Genomic DNA, 17644 nt, shown 5'->3' on the forward strand with positions numbered 1-17644 from the left:
AAGGACGAGTAAATGATCCTACCTTCACAGCTATATGCCGCCTATCTTCAAGCTGATAGCAATAACATAGCTGAGCATGATAAGGATTCAATGAACGCCACTGTTACAACTCAAAGTCTCATTAACAGCGACAGTCAAACCCACTTTCAGCTTCGGAACATCAAACCCAAAATCGTATACTCAGTTATTGAACAACAAGCCATTCAATATTCAAAGTATACCCAACATGTCAAAGCAATGTTCAGTGAACTCTGTACTCAGCTATCAAACATGGAAAACCTCAACCATAAAGGCAGAAAGCTATCCAATATGTACTGTAATGCTTCTCTTAGCTATAAGCCTATGATTGCTTATATCAGTGAACCAAAACCAAAGACAGAGCAAGAATTAAAGCAGCAAGAGTGCAATATGATGATCTTGAAGGCTATGCAAGATAAGAGCTCTGAAGCGTTAGAGCGAAAAGAAAAAGCCTGTGATAAAAGTCCAAACTATTAAAAACCCTTGGCAAAAAAACAGAAATATTAATAAATGCGATGATGATAAATAGCATCGTTTTATATATATCATCTAAGATGAAATGCTGTTAGAAAGCATGAAGCGGAGCAACCAATGTACTTACAAAGTGTAAAGATTGAAAATTTCAGAAAATTTGGTGTTTTAAACAACGTTGTTGAATTTGTTACCCCCTACACCAACAAAGCTTACAAAGAGAAAGATATTAAAAACTCGGTTTCTAGTGCTACCACTCTCATTGTCGGAAAAAATAATGTAGGAAAGACAACTATAACTGCTGCTTTGCAGCAAGCAATCTCCGATGAAAAGGTGTCTGGCAACAAATTTAATAACATCTACTTAAAAAAAATTTTTGAAATGCATCTTGGTAAATCTGACTTTGAAGATAAAACTCCAAAAATGACATTTGCTTTTACAATTGGTCTTGATGTCGATCCAGATGTTTTCGCAGTAAATAATATTAGTGACTTCATTAGCGTAGATGAGCTAGAAAAAGATAAAAAGTCTGCTGTGATTGAAGTAAGATATGAGGTTAAAGAAGAGAGCGAATATAGTAAAGCCGTTCAAATTAGCATAGAAAACTGGAGAAAAAAAGGTTTAACTGAAGCCCAGATGTTCCGAGAGTATATATCACTATTGTCAAACAAGATTGATTTTACAAAAAAATTATATAACTCCAATCAAGACGAGGTTTCAGGGACAAATATCAAACTAATCGATATCATAGACCTCAAGATAATTAATGCAAACCTTGACGATGGGAATCGAACACTATCTACAACATTCAACAAAATTGTTAAATATAGGCTTAACTCAACTGACCAATCTGTCAACAAAGATATAATAGACGACAAAATATATAGCATCAATTCTGATATAACCAATATGATTGGCAGCCAACACGATGAAACTGTAAATAGTGTTGTGTCAAAGGTTACTGATGAAAGTAAAATGAAAGTGCATCTACAGTCTAACTTAACATATGCTTCCATGTTCAATAGCTTAATAAATTATGAGTTTATGGAAAATGGCTACTTTATTCCAGAGAACCAGTTTGGTTTAGGCTATAAAAATCTAATGAGAATAATTGGGCAATTAATAGATTATATGGAGCAATATGATAATGATGATGTACATCATAAAATAAACTTAATATGTGTAGAGGAGCCAGAAAATTACATGCACCCTCAAATGCAAGAATTATTCATCAAAAACATTGATGATGCAATTAGCGTGTTAATGGACAAAACAAAGAAAAATATCAACAGCCAACTTATACTAACAACACACTCATCACACATATTGAACAGCAAAATACATACATCCGGTACATTTAATAACATTAACTATATTTCATCTGGCGAAGATAAGTGTTCAAATGTCATTAGGTTAAGTGATTCTAGAATTGCAAATACAGGAGCTACAGGGGATGAAAAAAGGGGAAAAGGATTAATAACTGCTGACGAGCTTACCTTTTTGAAGAAACATATAAAGTTTAAAGTATCAGACCTGTTTTTCTCTGATGCTGTAATTCTTGTTGAGGGAATTACTGAAGAACAACTATTAAACCATTACATTTCTGAAAGAAGTGGCTTAGCAAAGTATTATATAAGTGTTTTTAATATTAATGGGGCTTTTGCTCACATATACAAGTCTTTGCTTGATTTACTTAATGTACCATGTCTAGCAATCACTGACTTGGATATAAAGAGAAGTAGCCAAGAAAAAGGAGTGAAAACAAAAGAACAACCAGATGCTTGTTATTTACAAATTGAGAGTTTAGAAGGTAGACAAACTACCAATGCTGTTCTGAGAAAGTACATATGTGGTGTGACTGAAGAAGATGCAGTCGAAACTGATGACGAAGATGAAAAATCAGCGAATATTCCTAGTATTCTTAACTACTATAGAGAAAGTGATAATGCTGGATTTAAGGTTGTTTACCAAAAGAACAAAATAGAATCTTATTTTGCATCTAGTTTTGAGGAAGCATTTATATTAACAAACTATAAAAACACTATTCTAAATAAGACTTTGAAGGATGTTAAGCCCGGGATATATAAAGCAATAGTTGGAAAGGTAGGTGAAGAGGAATATACAAACTCAATTCATAAATCTTACGAATGGCAACAGAAGCTTTCCAGTAGCAAAAGTGACTTTGCAAATACGCTTTTGTATAACATTTACTCGATGGCTGAGGATAAACCAGCCCTTCCTGATTATATAGAAGACGGACTTGTCTGGCTTGAGTCAAATCTAGGGTAATTGTGGGGTAGTTAGTATGGGATTAACGATTATTGATAATACTCAAGCAGAAGATGAATACCGCTGCCAAGAAGAAATATTCAACCATATATCTTCTTACAAAGACTTTATTTTCAATGCTGGTGCAGGGTCTGGTAAAACTTATGCTCTTAAAGAAAGTATAAAATACACCTTACTAAATTATGCAAGTTTATTAGGAAAACGTAACCAACAAGTTTTATGTATAACATATACTAATCTTGCTACTAATGAAGTTAAAGACAGGATAGGAAATAGCAATCTGGTGAATGTCTCTACTATTCATGCAGGGATGTGGGGGATAATTCATAATCAGCAATCTGCCTTGAAAAAGGTGCATGAACTCAAAATTCAAGAAGAGATCACAAAGCTTAAAGATGGTTTCATTCCCAATATAGCACATTATGACTGGTTCTATTCTCAAACCAATGAAGATTTGAGAGTTCAGTTCTTTGAAAGGTTAACAAATAAAGATACAGTTGACCTTTTTTATAAGAGTCAAAAAGAAAAAACTATAGCTGAGGATTTTATAGGAATACTTGAAGAATATGGATATAAAATGCATAGAAATAAAGGGAAGTTTGAATCTTTATTCAAGTATGCAAACAATCTTAGGAAATTAGAGTGTGGTTTGACTAATGTTCGAGAAAAGCGCGGCATTAGAATTAAGTATAATACTCGGTCTAACTTTGATCGTTTGCATAAGATGGAAATTAGTCATGATACTCTACTAGAATATGTATATAAGCTTTGTGCTTCCTATCCAAAAATGAACGATATTTTTATTGATAAGTTCCCTTTTATTTTAGTTGATGAATATCAGGATACACATGAGTTTGTAATAAAAACTTTAGCTTTAATATCTAAGAGAGCTAAAGAAAGGGGCAGACCTTTGTGTATTGGATATTTCGGTGACACTTTGCAAAATATATATCAAGATGGTGTAGGAGCAAAGATAAACTCACTTCATTTGGGGTTAATTAAGGTTGAGAAGAAGCAAAATAGGAGATCATACTCTGAGATAATAGATGTTTTTGATCTATTTAGAAATGATGGGTTATCTCAAGCATCAATATATAAAGATAACTATGGAGGAAACTTTAAGTATTATTTATCTAAAACAGATGGGGATGATTCTAAAAGTATAGAGAGTGCGATTAGCAAAGTAAAAATAGATTTTAAATTACAGAAAGATGAAAACATTGCTTGTCTTGTGTTGAAAAATGACACTATTTCAGACGTCTGTGGATTCCCTGAATTCTACAGAAAAATGAAGTCTGCATTTTTCTATAAAGATGCTCCAAGGTTAATAATCAGCAAGGACTTAAGTAAACTAAACGAAACCGTTAAGGAAATATTTAATTTAGTTGAATTCATTTACACCTTGCACAAAGAGGATCTACACCTTTCCGACATATTACCTAATAATGTTGGTCGCATCACGCTTTCTGAGGTAAATAAATATTACAACGAGCTTAAGAGTATAAACCTAGATCCTAAACTTTCATTATCGAAAAATCTTTCTTCTATTCTAGAAAAAGAAGGAGGGTACGGTAGGTTATTTATGGGCTATCTGTCTGAAATGATTTCTTGCGTTGATTCAGATTATACTCTCGGTGGTATCATTAGGGGCTTAAGTGAGTTGCTAGAAAGCTCGTCATCTAAAGATTTTGAAACCTCTAGCAAAATTATTAACGAGTTGTTTGATATTGATTTAATTGAGTTCAAAAACTGGTTTATCTACCTTACATCAAACGCAAAAAAAGAAAACATTTACCTAACATGTCATAACTCAAAAGGCTTAGAATTTGAGACTGTAATTATTTTCCTTTCTGATTCATTTAATAATAAATCTGATTATTTGTCTGCCTTTTTTGATGATCCAGAAAATAATGATTACGCAAAACGAAGAAATTTGTTGTATGTCTCGTTATCTAGAGCTATCAAGAACATGGCCGTTGTTTTTACCCATGAAGAAATTGAACCAAGTGTAAACGCCAAAAAGTATTTTGGAGATGCTCAACGACTCTAGCTGGCATCCATAAGCAAACTACTAGAATGAAATTAAATTAGCCCTAACAGCTCTCTTCTCTCTTCCTCTGAGAGCTGTTCTATCTCTTTCACTAGCTTATCCACTCTCGTCTCTTGCACATCCATACCAAGCAACTGTGCCGTTGTGATCCCAAGCTCCGCCCTCACCTGCTCAACATCTAGATGCGCATAAGTACTAGCAGTAATACTGATATCACTGTGGCCTAACAACTTACTGGTCATCTGAATATTACCGCCACGCATCACGCTCCAACTGGCAATGGTTCGCCGAAGATCGTGAATAGTGACATTTTGCTCCTTCTCATCACTATGTAGGCCTGCTCTTTCAGTTATCCGCCGCCAGAAACTGCCCTTACCTGATTTATCGGTAATGTGCCCTGTAAGACTCCGACTAGCAGGGAAAACGTATTTTTCGCCTTGCTCAGCTTGCGCACTTCTGCGTTTAAGAATATCCATAACCTCAATTGTTAACGGCACGGCATGTGGGCGTTTTGCCTTCATTTTCTTGGTTGGAATGATCCAAACACCGCGCTCATGATCTACTTCGCGCCACTCCATACTGAATACACAACTTTTACGCTGGCCGGTAAACAGTAGTAATTTAATCACATCTTGGTAGATCTCATCTTCATGATTTAGGGCTTCAAGTAGGCTCTGAACTTCAAGTTTAGTAAGTACGCGCTCACGTTTTACATCTGCGAGTTTTTTTATTTTGGCAAAAGGATTAGATTCTTGTTCATTAAACATCGACTTCATTAATGACAAGCATTTATTACGAATTGATACCGATTTATTAATGAGGATTATTTTTAATAGATTATTAGCATCTTGTGGAGTGATATCACCGACTTGTAAATCAGCAACTCTAGGTTGAAGGTGGGCTTTCCAGAGTGACTGAATATCACGTAAGGATTTTGGTCGTCTTTCATTCGCCTTAATTTTCAGCCTAAACTCGATCACAAATACATCAAACAGTTCTTGAACTGTCATAGATAACTCACGTTCTAATTCAGCGACTCGCTTTTGTTCACGCTTAGCCTCATTAGGATTAATCCCCTCCGAAAGCTCTACCGCAGTTTGTTTTGCCAGTTTTCTTGCATTCTCAATAGTCAGGTTGGGAAATTCACCAAGAGTAACTGAAACGTCCCGTCCTAATTGCTTGCGACGAAAACGAAAAAATTTACTACCTGATGGCATTACCTCAAGAATCAGCCCATTTACAGAGTCTCGATGTCCACAATCTTTAACCCGGTAACGTTTATCTTCAATCGTTAACTGTTCAAAACTTCGTTTAGTAAATGCATGAGCTTTGGTCATAACCTTCTACTTCCCTTTCACATTGTGCCGCCTATGTGCCGCCATAGACAGTCATTTTAAGTAATGAAGGTTAATATTGGATAAGTCTGCTTTCAAGCTAAGATATTGATTATTAAGAATAAATAATTTCTATTAATATCTATTAAGGTCATATCCTATCTCCTGTGGGGAGACCAGTTTTTTATTTTTACCCACCAAACATTACCGTAGCACTCTTAGATAATGATGAGATATAACAATTAGTCAGTTATATTATTTTAATAAATAATATTCTAAAGAATAGTTACTTATACTTTATAAAAATAATAAATCAAAATAATGATCTTATTCTCATTTAAAAAATTATGACGATGATAACCTAAATATAAGTTTTTATAATGGACTATTGTAAACTATGGATTTCATTGAACGATTACAGAATTTATCTAGAAAAATAGACAAAATTGGACATACACTTGAAACTGAGGAAGCAACTAAAAATGCTTTAATTATGCCCTTCCTTCAATCTATATTAGGATATGATGTCTTTGACCCTAATGAAGTAGTTCCTGAGTTTAATGCTGACACAGGAACTAAAAAAGGTGAAAAAGTTGATTATGCTCTTCTAATTAATAATGAAGTTCAAATTCTGATAGAATGTAAAAAGTATGGTGAGAATTTATCAACTAAACATGCCAGTCAACTATTTAGATATTTCTCAGTTACTAATGCAAGAATAGCAATATTAACAAATGGTGTTATCTATGAGTTTTATACTGACTTAGATGCTCCTAATAAAATGGATGAAAAACCATTTTTAATTCTAAATTTATCTGAAATTGATGAGCATATTGTTCCCGAAGTAAAAAAACTAACCAAAAACTCATTTGATGTAAATTCGGTTGTAGGAGCTGCAGGAGAGTTAAAGTACCTAAGCCAAATAAAAAAAGTTCTCGCAGAACAATTCAAAACTCCTGAAGATGACTTCGTTAAGTTTTTCACATCAAAAGTATATGATGGTGTTCAAACTGCAAAAGTAAAAGCACAGTTTTCAGAAATAACAGAAAAAGCTCTCAAACAATTTATTAATGATAGTATCAACGATAGACTAAAATCTGCTATTGATTCAACAGAAACTAACTCAAACATCAAAAATGACGTAATAAATATATCTATAAACTCAGATATAAATAATATTGATGAAGCTGAAGAAAAGCCTAGGATAATTACCACAGAAGAAGAAATTGATGGATTTAATATAATAAAGGCTATATTAAGATCTAAATTTGATGTTTCAAGAATTACACATAGGGATACTCAAAGCTATTTTGGTATTCTATTAGACGACAATAACAGAAAACCATTATGTAGACTTCACTTTAATACCAAACAAAAATACATTGGAATTATTGATGAAAATAGAAAAGAAATCCGCTATGTTATTAACTCACTAGATGACATATTTAATTATTCAGATATAATTTTAGATACAGCCTCCAAATATGAAGAAGTGGTTGCTTAATTAGTTTTTAAATAGCGTTAGGCATCTATCTTATTAATAGATGCCTACAATTCCCCCACCATCACCCGCTCACAAATACAGCAAATTTTTCATCAATGTCGTTTATATCAATTAAAACTAAGGCTTGAGAACAACGCATTTCGCCTAAAATGCACTATAATGGCGGCTCTATTTCTCTAACCATTACTTGATATGCGCTTCTCTTATCTGCTTTATGCTGTTGCCCTACTCTTCTCGCTGCCGAGCATGGCGGCCACTTTTAATGATTTAACCACGCAACCGACTGATAAGGTGCAGGTGATTGATTGCCGTAACAGCAACTTTTTTAACGGCTGGCCACAAGCTGGACAAAGCCAAGGCGGTCATATTGCTAATGCCGTTAATATTGATGCCAATTGGCTCCCTTTATTAGATGACGGCCAATTTAAAGCCTTATTAAAGCAAGATAATTTAGTCGCAACTAAACCCACTTATCTTTACTGTGAATTAGCAGGAACCCAAGTGTTAGCCCATGAGCTAACCAAACAAGGCTTTACCGATGTTCACAGCATTAATCAGCCATTATCAATGTACCAAGGGAAATTAATCGCACTGCCTAATTTTCAGCACTTAGTGTCTGCAGCGTGGTTAAATAATTTAATTCATGGCGGCAGTGTTAACTATGCCCCTAAAAGCGACTTCAAAATTGTTGAAGTCAATTGGGGCCCGCCAACTAAATATTTAATTAGACATATTCCTGGTGCATATTATTTAAATACTAATGATATTGAATCTGAGCCATTGTGGAATCATGTTCCACCAGCGCAACTGGCTAAGGTGCTGTCAAACTTAGATATTAATCAAAATACCACGGTCATTGTATATGGTCATAACACCATGGCGGCTGAACGTGCTGCGCAAATTATGATGTATGCAGGTGTGAAAGATGTGCGTTTATTAAATGGCGGTTTCCCAGCTTGGTTAGCAGGTGGATATGACACTGAAGCTTTTTATAATGGCGCAAAAAACACTCCTAAATTTGGCACGACTATTCCAGCAAATCCTGATGCGATTATTGATGTTGCTCAAGTCAAAAATATGCTTAAAGATACCACTAAAAACTCAGTGGTCAGTGTTCGTTCTTGGCCTGAATACATGGGTGAAACCAGTGGTTATGACTATATCAAAGCTAAAGGCCGCATAATTGGTGCTAAGTGGGGACAATCTGGGGTAGATGCTTACCATATGAATAGCTATTTTAATCCAGACCAAACCTATAGAAATCCCTATGCCATTGCTAAGTTATGGCAAAAATGGGGTATTGAACCACAGCAAAATGTCACCTTTTATTGTGGTACTGGTTGGCGCGCCTCTGTTGCCTACTTTGATGCCTACTTGATGGGATGGCCTAACATCAGCGTATTTGACGGTGGTTGGTTAGAGTGGAGCTTACAACCTAAACATTAATTGGTAATTTAATAGCAGCGCTTTTATTTAATCGTATATTGAGCGCTGCTAGTTAAAGTCATGTGATAATAGTCAAACTTCTGCAATTATATTCAATAACTTACACGTACAAATACACGCTAGTCTCTACAATAAAAATAAAGTAATGTCTCTCTGAAAGATAAAAAACACGATTCAGATACTGCATTCTAACTAAATTAATCTTGTTATAGAGCTCTTTTGGGTTTCTGGATAATATTAATGAATAGAACGAAATGCTCAATGATACATCACGTCATAACAATGGTGGCAGTGAGTGCCTTAACATCATGCTCATCATTTATCTCGGTCAATACCCCTAACCAAAATGATCGAGTGCGCACTATCGTTTTACATTATACCGCGGTAGATGAAGCCACAACATTTGCACTATTCATGAACCCTAAAAAAGAAGTCAGTGCTCACTTTGTCATTACTGAAGATAAAATTTATCAACTGGCGGATCTTAATAGGCGTACTTATCATGCTGGTATTTCATATTGGAAAAATAGGTCCTCACTTAACGATACTTCAATAGGTATAGAGTTAGTCCAGCAAGTTGCATGTTCCAAATCAAACAAACAAGTCTGTGCTTTTCCAGACTTTACTCCTAACCTTATAAATAACCTGACGACAGTATTAGATTATATTTACCAACAATATCCTAATATTCAACCACAGCATATTATAGGTCATCAAGATATTAACCCTCATCGAAAATTAGATCCTGGCCCTAGATTCCCGTGGCAATACCTGAATACGATAGGTTATGGTGCTTGGTATAATAATCAAGATTATTTTGATGAATATACTCAACTGAATAATCACACTTTAAATACTGACATATTTTATCAAGCACTCATTCTATATGGTTATAAACCATCACAACCAACAACAGATATGATTAATGCATTTCAATCTCATTTTACGCCTACACTCATTACAGGGAAAACGAATAGAAACAGCCTAGCGGTTATTTTAGCATTATTAAAAAAGTATCAAATCAACGATTACAATAGAATCAAAAAATCTTTAACCAAGTAATATAGTATTACTTATATTTTATTACAGGTGTCTGAAACAGCTCCATAAAATGAGTAAGCATTAATTTATCAATATTAAGAGCTTCATTATCTGGGTCAACTAATCGCAGACTTGAGCTCAATTGATAATAGGCTAAAACATCTGCTTTATATTGGTTTTCTAATGCTTGATTAGACTTATTTTTATTTAACCAACGCCATTTTTGTGTTTGTTTTAAACTACAGTGTTTAAGCACGGTTAAATCCGCACCGTCGAAACAATATTTATTATACGCTAAACTCATATAACGTCCGATACTGTCGAATATGAAGCCTTGTCTTTTATCAGTACGATCACATTTAGTCAGTAGAACCTGCTTATTTCTATCAATACTTATACACTTATTATTAAAATGACCTACCTGCAGATTAACGGGTTTAGCTCCCATAAAAATAGGATGTTCCCAATCGACTAAAAAACTCACGTTTTTAGAAAATGTGAGTGATTGATTATCACTGTCTTTAGCGTAATAAGTACGGATCCCAAAAAAACCTAGAATATGAGATCTAAATCTAAATCCGGACACATCTACTGCTGAATTGATATCAAATTCAGTGACTCCTTTTACATTTGCAGCAGCCATAAAGTTAACATTGATTGACGGCGTAAAACCGCTATAAGCAATTGGATTAATTTTGTTTAAATCACCTGGATAAGCTAAGGTTGCAGTCATTCCCTCAACTGAATATTGTTGAATAGACTCTGCGGTGGGGTAGAGTTCTCTCTCCCATATAAAAGTGACATTTCTCTCCCCCTTTGAATTCTTAATAATTTTATAGTCATGAACATCAAATGAAAGTGAACGCGTTTCTGTGTGACTATAGTTGCCACTCAATATTTGAGTTGGATCCATGGATGTGACACCAAAGTTACTACTGGTGGTTACTGTCGTATTGGTATTAGCATTAACATTTGATGCGGGGATCGTGCTAATGACCCTAGCCTTCTTATTATTCGCACTAAATTTAAATCGATAACTTTTAGCAATTGCAGTCGAAGACCATTCAGCCTCAGGTCCACCGAATGGCCATGATATCCCCCTTGACATGATCAATTTAGAATATAATTTATTATTTAAATGTATACCCGCACCTTGAGAGTGATTAATCACATGACCTATGCTGATGCTAACAAATTTAGCATCAGGAGTATGACTACCTTGTTGATTTTTAAATGCAACGGAACGTTGTAATTTAACATGATAAATTAATGATATATTCGCATCTTTACAAAGATTAGCGGGGATTTTTCCATCAGCGGTATTCCAATTAATATAACAATCATTTTGATTAACTCTGTGACTGACATTCACATAAAAAGAAAGCGTTGGAACACTGGGCAATTTAGCCGTCGTATATGATGCAACGGTATCTACTGACGTTAATAACTTAGACTCAGAAGGCTTAGGAACTATAATAAGATCGTAATAGGCATCTAATATTTTTATATTGGGATCATATCGACCCGTTAATGAGGTATACATTAATTCGCCGTTAAAGCGACTTATTACTATTAGATCTCCTGTTAATGACGATGCTGTATTTTGTATTAAATATTGCTTAGCTATATTTTTTTTAGTGACATCGGTAATATTACTAAAATCAACAAAATAACGTTTATTATCATTAATAACATCACTATCAATGTTAGATAAAACATCAGTAATTGAACTATTATCCTCCCAATAATCAGCATTAATATAAATCACCTTGCTCGAATCTTGTATATCAGACAATATGTGCACAGCAACACCTTTCGGTATATACATAGCATCATTTACATTACTTGCATATGTCTCTCCAACCAAAAGTAAAGAAAATATAAAAATGAAACAACACCTAATACCTACCATATATAACACCCTACAAATTTTATGATAACAATAAGTAAAGCAGAAATATTAAAATATTCTCTATCGAAATATAATGACTCACCAAAATGGAAAACACCTTAACTAAATAACATTCCCTTACTATAAACAATCAATAAGTTAATAGTAAAAACAATTACTGTTATCATCATCATAAAACTTTATAGTACACATTACACGACTAACAATATTTAATTATATTTTATATTCAACAGCTTGTGTTTTTATCAATAAATAATATTAATCTATCTATATTAATAACTATTAACGATATCATTATTGGTCACCTAAGAGCATCATAACGTAGTTTATACATTCGCTCGCGATATCAGGATACTTGCTATAGATCATAAAATGGAGAAGTAGATCTCAATACTAGACGATTAGCATCGCAATTTTAGAATATTAGTATAAGATGCAGCACCCCAATTTTGACTGGTCAATTGACTTGATTACTGCTTCTTCAAATGCTTTATACACCGACTTATCGGGTTACTATAATTTAATGTGTGCTGACATCGATTATTTGGCACAAAGTGAATGTATTCGTCGTATGCATCAACTGTTTGGCAATAGCGGTAAGCATCATCTTGATCTGGCTTGTGGCACAGGCCCACATATCAGACATTTTATCGATAATGGCTATCAAAGCCGTGGCTTAGACATTAACCAGCCAATGTTGGATTTAGCTAAATTACACTGCCCTGAAGCCGACTTTAGCTTACAAGATATGTGTAATTTTGAAGTGGATGGTGAGCTTGATTTAATTACCTGTTTTCTTTATTCAATTCATTACAGTGACGGCATTGCGAAACTCAGCGAGTGTATCGCCAGTGTGCACAGTGCACTCAGTGAAGGTGGCATATTTTGCTTTAATGCCGTTGAAAAGAAAATGATCATCAATAACTCATTTATCAGACACTCTCTTGCCCATGAGAGTGGCCATTTTACCTTTAGTTCCGGCTGGGATTATTGTGGTTCTGGTGAGCGCCAATCTTTGAAAATTAGTATTGAGAAAACGCAAGATTTGATCACCCATTCTTGGCAAGATGTACATCCTATGGTGGCGATTAGCTTTGATGAGCTGCAACAGCTTTTAGCGCCCTATTTTGAAGTCCATATTTTTGAACACGATTATGACAAAATCATCCCTTGGGATGGTCATTCAGGCAATGCTATTTTTACCTGTGTAAAAATCTAGCCTATAAGATACATACACCGCCAACGCTATTCACTGTTGGCGGTTTTTAATTACCTCGCCCTAAATTCTATAAAACCCTTGTAAATAATTAACTGGCAATGATAATGCGAGTTGATAATCTTGCTGAGTTTCAATCCGTTCAGCAATCATTTTAATACCATGTTCTTCCATATGATAAAGCCAATCAATAAACCAAACTTTATTAATCATACTTTTTATATAACTAATATCCATTTTTACAAAATCACAAATTAATTCACTTGGTAATAATTCACTTTGATATGTAAAATTATCAAATGCAAGATATACCCCTGCATCTCTCAGTTTAAACTCAGCTTCAACAATATATTGATTAAGTTCGACGTGTCGTTCAGTTAATTCAACCACCACCTTGGAATTAAATTTATCAACAAATTTACTTAACTCACACAAACTATCGACCACTCGACTATCTAATAAAGAAAAACGTTCTACATTAATAAAATAATAGATAGCCTTAGTATTATTATGCTGTTGATAAACATATATTTTATCAATAATTTCAACTAATAAAGCATTATGCTTTGTTGGTAGCAGCGTAGAGTAAAAACTTACAGGCTCAAACTTATCTCTTATATACAAAGGTCTACTTAATATCTGCACGCCATAATCGTGATTATTTCGATCTACAATAGACTGTCCTAAATGCACATAGTTACATTTAGACAAATGTAAATTGCATGATTCTATATTTATATTTTTTAATCTATGGCATGGATCACATGTACCTTTAAAAAAACACGTCATAATCTTCTCGAATTATTATTATAACTACATTAATAGTGTTAATTATAATTCCTGTCAAATTAATATGCATTTCAGATATGCCTTTAATACTTTTCTGCGATATACGGTTTTGAATTTTAAACTAATTTATTTTAGATACTAAACAGATAATATAAAAAAACAATCAAATTGATGCTCGATTATTTAAACTCAATGGAACTTAATCACATAATCAGCAAGTCGTTGTTGTTGCTGCTCATTATGACACACCATTACAATCGTATATTGCTTCGCTAGCTTAATAATTAACTGCTCAATTTGATGAGTCGTATGAGGATCTAATGATGCGGTAGGCTCATCTAATAGCAAAATTTCAGGCTGCAGCGCTAATGTCCGCGCAAGACATAACCTTTGTTGTTGTCCACCCGATAAACAGGTTGCTGGCATATCTAATCGCCCTGCGACCTCATCCCACAAAGCCGCTTGCTCTAGAGCTTGCTGGGTTAAATTGTTAGCATCTACACCAGTCACGCCAGCAACAACACGTAAAGGTAATAAGATATTATCTGCAATGGAACCGGGTAACAGTTGCGGATGCTGAAATACCATCCCCACTTGTCGCCGCAGCTGTGGCAATTGCGTCATTTTTAAACAGTCAACCGCAACCATCTTGTGGGCTAGACTGAGGTTAATTTGCCCTTGAGTATGACATGTTGCAAAACAATCATTGAGTCGATTTAATGCACGTAAAAAGGTGGTTTTGCCCGAACCAGACGCCCCAATTAACACATGAATACGATGCTGGTAAATATTCATGCTAAAATTTTCTAGTACCGTTTGCGGTCCAAACTTAATGGTTAAGTTAGTGACCCGACCAATACACTTGGGCTGTTCATTAGTAACTGTCACTAGTCATTCCTTGATAACGAGATTGTAATAAACTAGCAAATGCAAATAGAGAGGCTGTAAGGCACAGTAAAACTAATGCCGCGCCAAAAGCCAATTGCAATTCAGCTTCATTCTGATATTGAGCACTATAATAAAAAATCGTAAAAGGTAATGCCTCATAACGCTCAAAAATACTGATAGGTAAGCCCGCATTAACCACAACCCCAGTTAACATTATCACGGCAGTATCTTCTGCAGCTCGTCCTGTCGCCAGCATAATGCCACTCATAATGCCCTTACTCGCTTGGGGAATTAACACCTTGATTAACGCTTGACGATAACTCATCCCTAACGATAATGCAGTCAGCAATAATGATGCAGGTAATGCTAACAGTGCCGTCTTAACGGATGCGGCAAGATAGGGAATAATCAAAATAGCCAAGCTTAATGCCGATAAAAATAAACAAACATTGGCACTTGGTAATAACCAATGCCTTAGCAATAAAATCAAGCTAAAACCAAATAGTCCCATTAAAATCGAAGGAATACCGGCAATAATATCGATCACTAACGAAACGATATGTTTAAACCCAGAGGGTTTAGCCTGCGCCAACCAAATACCACTCGCAAGCCCCGGAATAATCGCCAGTAATAACGCGCTGAACACGACCATTAAGGTACCGACACATGCCGGCCAAATACCATCCCATATTGGTGATAAGCCCAAAATACCACGTATAAAATCGGTATCACCAACAAATAAGGCACCATTGATAGTGGGTAAACCATGACCAACGATAAAGCTAATCACGGTAAAAAAACTCAATGCCAAACTGACGACACAAACCAAGCACCAATAATAAAATATGTTATCGGCTTTCATTAACACCTCTAATACGCGGCAAACTTAACCGATATTCAAGACTGCGAATAAGTAGGGTTACCACAATGCTGCTTAACAACAATAATAGCCCTGCTGCAAACAGTGAATTATAAGCGCCGCTACCATTCTCAGTGGCAATCACTAAGCCAATATGCGCCGTTAAGGTGCGCATAGAATCAAATATGTTGCCACTTATTTGTGGCGCATTACCAGCAAGCATTAAAGGTAAAAGAGTATCGCCGATAGCACGACTAAAACCCAGCAATGCGGTCGTTGCAATGGCTTTTTTTGCTTGCGGTAAAATAACGCTGAAAACAATTTGTGTCTCAGTAAAACCCAGTGCCGTGGCGGATAAACGAATTTGTTTTAACTGAGGAAGAGTATGGCTATCAAGCATCAGTACCATAACGGGTAAGATAAGCAGCACCACCATGATGAGCGCCGCTAATAAACTAAAACCGGAGCCGTAAGCAAATGTTTCACGTAGTAACGGTACCAACAAAAAGATGGCAACTAATCCATATATCACGGTGGGAATGCTCGCCATCAAGCGCACTAAAAATCGGACCAGATTTGCCATACGTTGATGCCGGCTATGTAAACAAAACCCACAAATCCCAATGGCGATAGGTAATGCCACAAGTAAGGCCAATATGCTGAGCATAATTGAGCCTGCAACCATAGGTAAAATACCGTATTGATCTAACTCAGGCCGCCAAATTAATGAAAATACAGGGCTGGTTGCATGGGTAAATACCGGCAGAGCAAACCAGCCTAAAAAACCAAATAACAGCAGTATCACCACAAATAGTGATACCACGATTAACAGTAATAATCGCTCAAATGTGAATAAAGCTATCATTAATACTAACGATTTGTCGGAATATAACCTGCGGCAGAAATATACTTGGCGCCTTGCGGACTATAAATAAAATCGATATAGGTTTTAAGTAACCCTTGTGGCTCACCTTTAGTATTCATATAAAGTTGGCGTACAACTGGATATTCACCACTTGCACACGCAGCATTAGTGGGTTTTACATTATCAAGCATGGGAGCTTTTACCGTTGCATCAATATATCCGACACTGCTGTAGCCTATCGCATTGACATCGCGAGCAATGGCGGTTTTCATCGCACCATTAGAGGTAACAACGTTGGCGCGATTATCCATCTGTAACTGATCCAGCATTTTCTTCATAAACACTGAACGGGTACCGCTAGCTTCATCTCGAGTAAATAAATTAATCGCCTGATCCGCGCCACCAAGTGTTTTCCAATTGGTAATCTTACCAGCAAATATATCAGCAACTTGCTGTTTAGTTAGCCCTTGAATAGGATTATTTGGGTGAACAATTACAGCAACACCATCAACAGCAAAGGGAAATGAAATTAACCCAAGAGCCGCTTCACTCGTTTTTAAAGGACGGCCTGTATTACCGATATCGACCAAACCTTTGCCAACTTGTTGTGCGCCTACCCCCGATCCACCACCCGCAATGGTAATTCGTATCTCTGGATGCTGTTGCATAATCGCTTTTGCTGCTTGCTTCATAACTGGAATATGGGCGGTTCCACCAGCAATATTAATCTGACCTGCTTGCTCATTAAACATATCAAGCTCAGCGGCATGGAGCGTTAATGGCACAAGTGTAATGCCACATACAACCAATTTTAATAACATCATAATTAACTTCATCAGAACCTCTAAAATACTGGGTTATTATTAATAAAGTTATTTATGAAATGGTAATATTATAATAAATTTATTAATAGAATTAGATATAACGACCTGACACGCCATTTTATGCTACCAGCCACAGTA

At 35.5% G+C, this 17644-nt stretch carries 14 protein-coding genes; 7 read left to right on the forward strand and 7 right to left on the reverse strand.

The window, feature by feature from the left end:
- Positions 1-12 precede the first annotated feature (12 nt).
- The 3 genes from JCM15074_RS23690 (at position 13) to JCM15074_RS13515 (ending at position 4828) form a co-directional block, all read left to right on the forward strand.
- Positions 13-495 (forward strand): hypothetical protein, encoded by a 483-nt coding sequence (locus tag JCM15074_RS23690; protein ID WP_025821672.1) that lies wholly within the window; start codon positions 13-15, stop codon positions 493-495.
- Positions 496-609: 114 nt separating this feature from the next.
- The gene (locus tag JCM15074_RS13510; RefSeq protein ID WP_025821673.1) at positions 610-2778 is read left to right on the forward strand and encodes an AAA family ATPase; all 2169 of its coding nucleotides are present in this window, start codon (positions 610-612) and stop codon (positions 2776-2778) included.
- A gap of 16 nt (positions 2779-2794) precedes the next feature.
- Positions 2795-4828, forward strand: a complete 2034-nt coding sequence (locus JCM15074_RS13515) for a UvrD-helicase domain-containing protein (protein ID WP_025821674.1) — start codon at positions 2795-2797, stop codon at positions 4826-4828.
- Between the two features lie 32 nt (positions 4829-4860).
- On the opposite strand, the gene JCM15074_RS13520 is transcribed toward JCM15074_RS13515, so the two are convergent.
- Positions 4861-6165, reverse strand: coding sequence for a tyrosine-type recombinase/integrase (locus tag JCM15074_RS13520; RefSeq protein WP_025821675.1), 1305 nt, complete (start codon positions 6163-6165; stop codon positions 4861-4863).
- Positions 6166-6559: 394 nt separating this feature from the next.
- On the opposite strand from JCM15074_RS13520, the gene JCM15074_RS13525 reads away from it, so the two are divergent.
- The 3 genes from JCM15074_RS13525 (at position 6560) to JCM15074_RS13535 (ending at position 10174) form a co-directional block, all read left to right on the forward strand.
- The gene (locus tag JCM15074_RS13525) at positions 6560-7666 is read left to right on the forward strand and encodes a type I restriction endonuclease (protein WP_025821676.1); all 1107 of its coding nucleotides are present in this window, start codon (positions 6560-6562) and stop codon (positions 7664-7666) included.
- A gap of 246 nt (positions 7667-7912) precedes the next feature.
- Complete coding sequence (locus JCM15074_RS13530) at positions 7913-9112, forward strand: rhodanese-like domain-containing protein (protein ID WP_234400232.1); 1200 nt, start codon at positions 7913-7915, stop codon at positions 9110-9112.
- 240 nt (positions 9113-9352) lie between these two features.
- Complete coding sequence (locus JCM15074_RS13535) at positions 9353-10174, forward strand: N-acetylmuramoyl-L-alanine amidase (protein ID WP_084267010.1); 822 nt, start codon at positions 9353-9355, stop codon at positions 10172-10174.
- Between the two features lie 7 nt (positions 10175-10181).
- Here JCM15074_RS13535 and JCM15074_RS13540 read toward each other — a convergent pair whose 3' ends face one another.
- A complete protein-coding gene (locus JCM15074_RS13540; protein ID WP_084267011.1) occupies positions 10182-12065 on the reverse strand; it encodes a leukocidin family pore-forming toxin in 1884 nt (627 codons plus the stop codon).
- Between the two features lie 433 nt (positions 12066-12498).
- Between JCM15074_RS13540 and JCM15074_RS13545 the strand changes: the two genes are divergently transcribed.
- Positions 12499-13284 (forward strand): class I SAM-dependent DNA methyltransferase, encoded by a 786-nt coding sequence (locus tag JCM15074_RS13545; protein WP_148300799.1) that lies wholly within the window; start codon positions 12499-12501, stop codon positions 13282-13284.
- Positions 13285-13344: 60 nt separating this feature from the next.
- On the opposite strand, the gene JCM15074_RS13550 is transcribed toward JCM15074_RS13545, so the two are convergent.
- The 5 genes from JCM15074_RS13550 to JCM15074_RS13570 form a co-directional block, all read right to left on the reverse strand.
- Entirely contained in the window at positions 13345-13974 is a 630-nt protein-coding gene (locus JCM15074_RS13550; protein ID WP_159105293.1) for an EAL domain-containing protein, read from the reverse strand.
- 285 nt (positions 13975-14259) lie between these two features.
- On the reverse strand, positions 14260-14958 hold the full coding sequence (locus JCM15074_RS13555; RefSeq protein ID WP_025821682.1) for a phosphate ABC transporter ATP-binding protein: 699 nt from the start codon (positions 14956-14958) through the stop codon (positions 14260-14262).
- On the reverse strand, positions 14945-15820 hold the full coding sequence (locus JCM15074_RS13560) for a PstA family ABC transporter permease (protein ID WP_025821683.1): 876 nt from the start codon (positions 15818-15820) through the stop codon (positions 14945-14947). The genes JCM15074_RS13555 and JCM15074_RS13560 overlap by 14 nt, the downstream gene beginning before the upstream one ends.
- Positions 15807-16682, reverse strand: coding sequence for a PstC family ABC transporter permease (locus JCM15074_RS13565; protein ID WP_025821684.1), 876 nt, complete (start codon positions 16680-16682; stop codon positions 15807-15809). The genes JCM15074_RS13560 and JCM15074_RS13565 overlap by 14 nt, the downstream gene beginning before the upstream one ends.
- 5 nt (positions 16683-16687) lie before the next feature.
- The gene (locus JCM15074_RS13570) at positions 16688-17518 is read right to left on the reverse strand and encodes a phosphate ABC transporter substrate-binding protein (protein ID WP_025821685.1); all 831 of its coding nucleotides are present in this window, start codon (positions 17516-17518) and stop codon (positions 16688-16690) included.
- Positions 17519-17644: the final 126 nt, after the last annotated feature.

This window comes from Shewanella marina JCM 15074 (genome assembly GCF_000614975.1).
In the GTDB taxonomy this organism is placed as follows: domain Bacteria; phylum Pseudomonadota; class Gammaproteobacteria; order Enterobacterales; family Shewanellaceae; genus Shewanella; species Shewanella marina.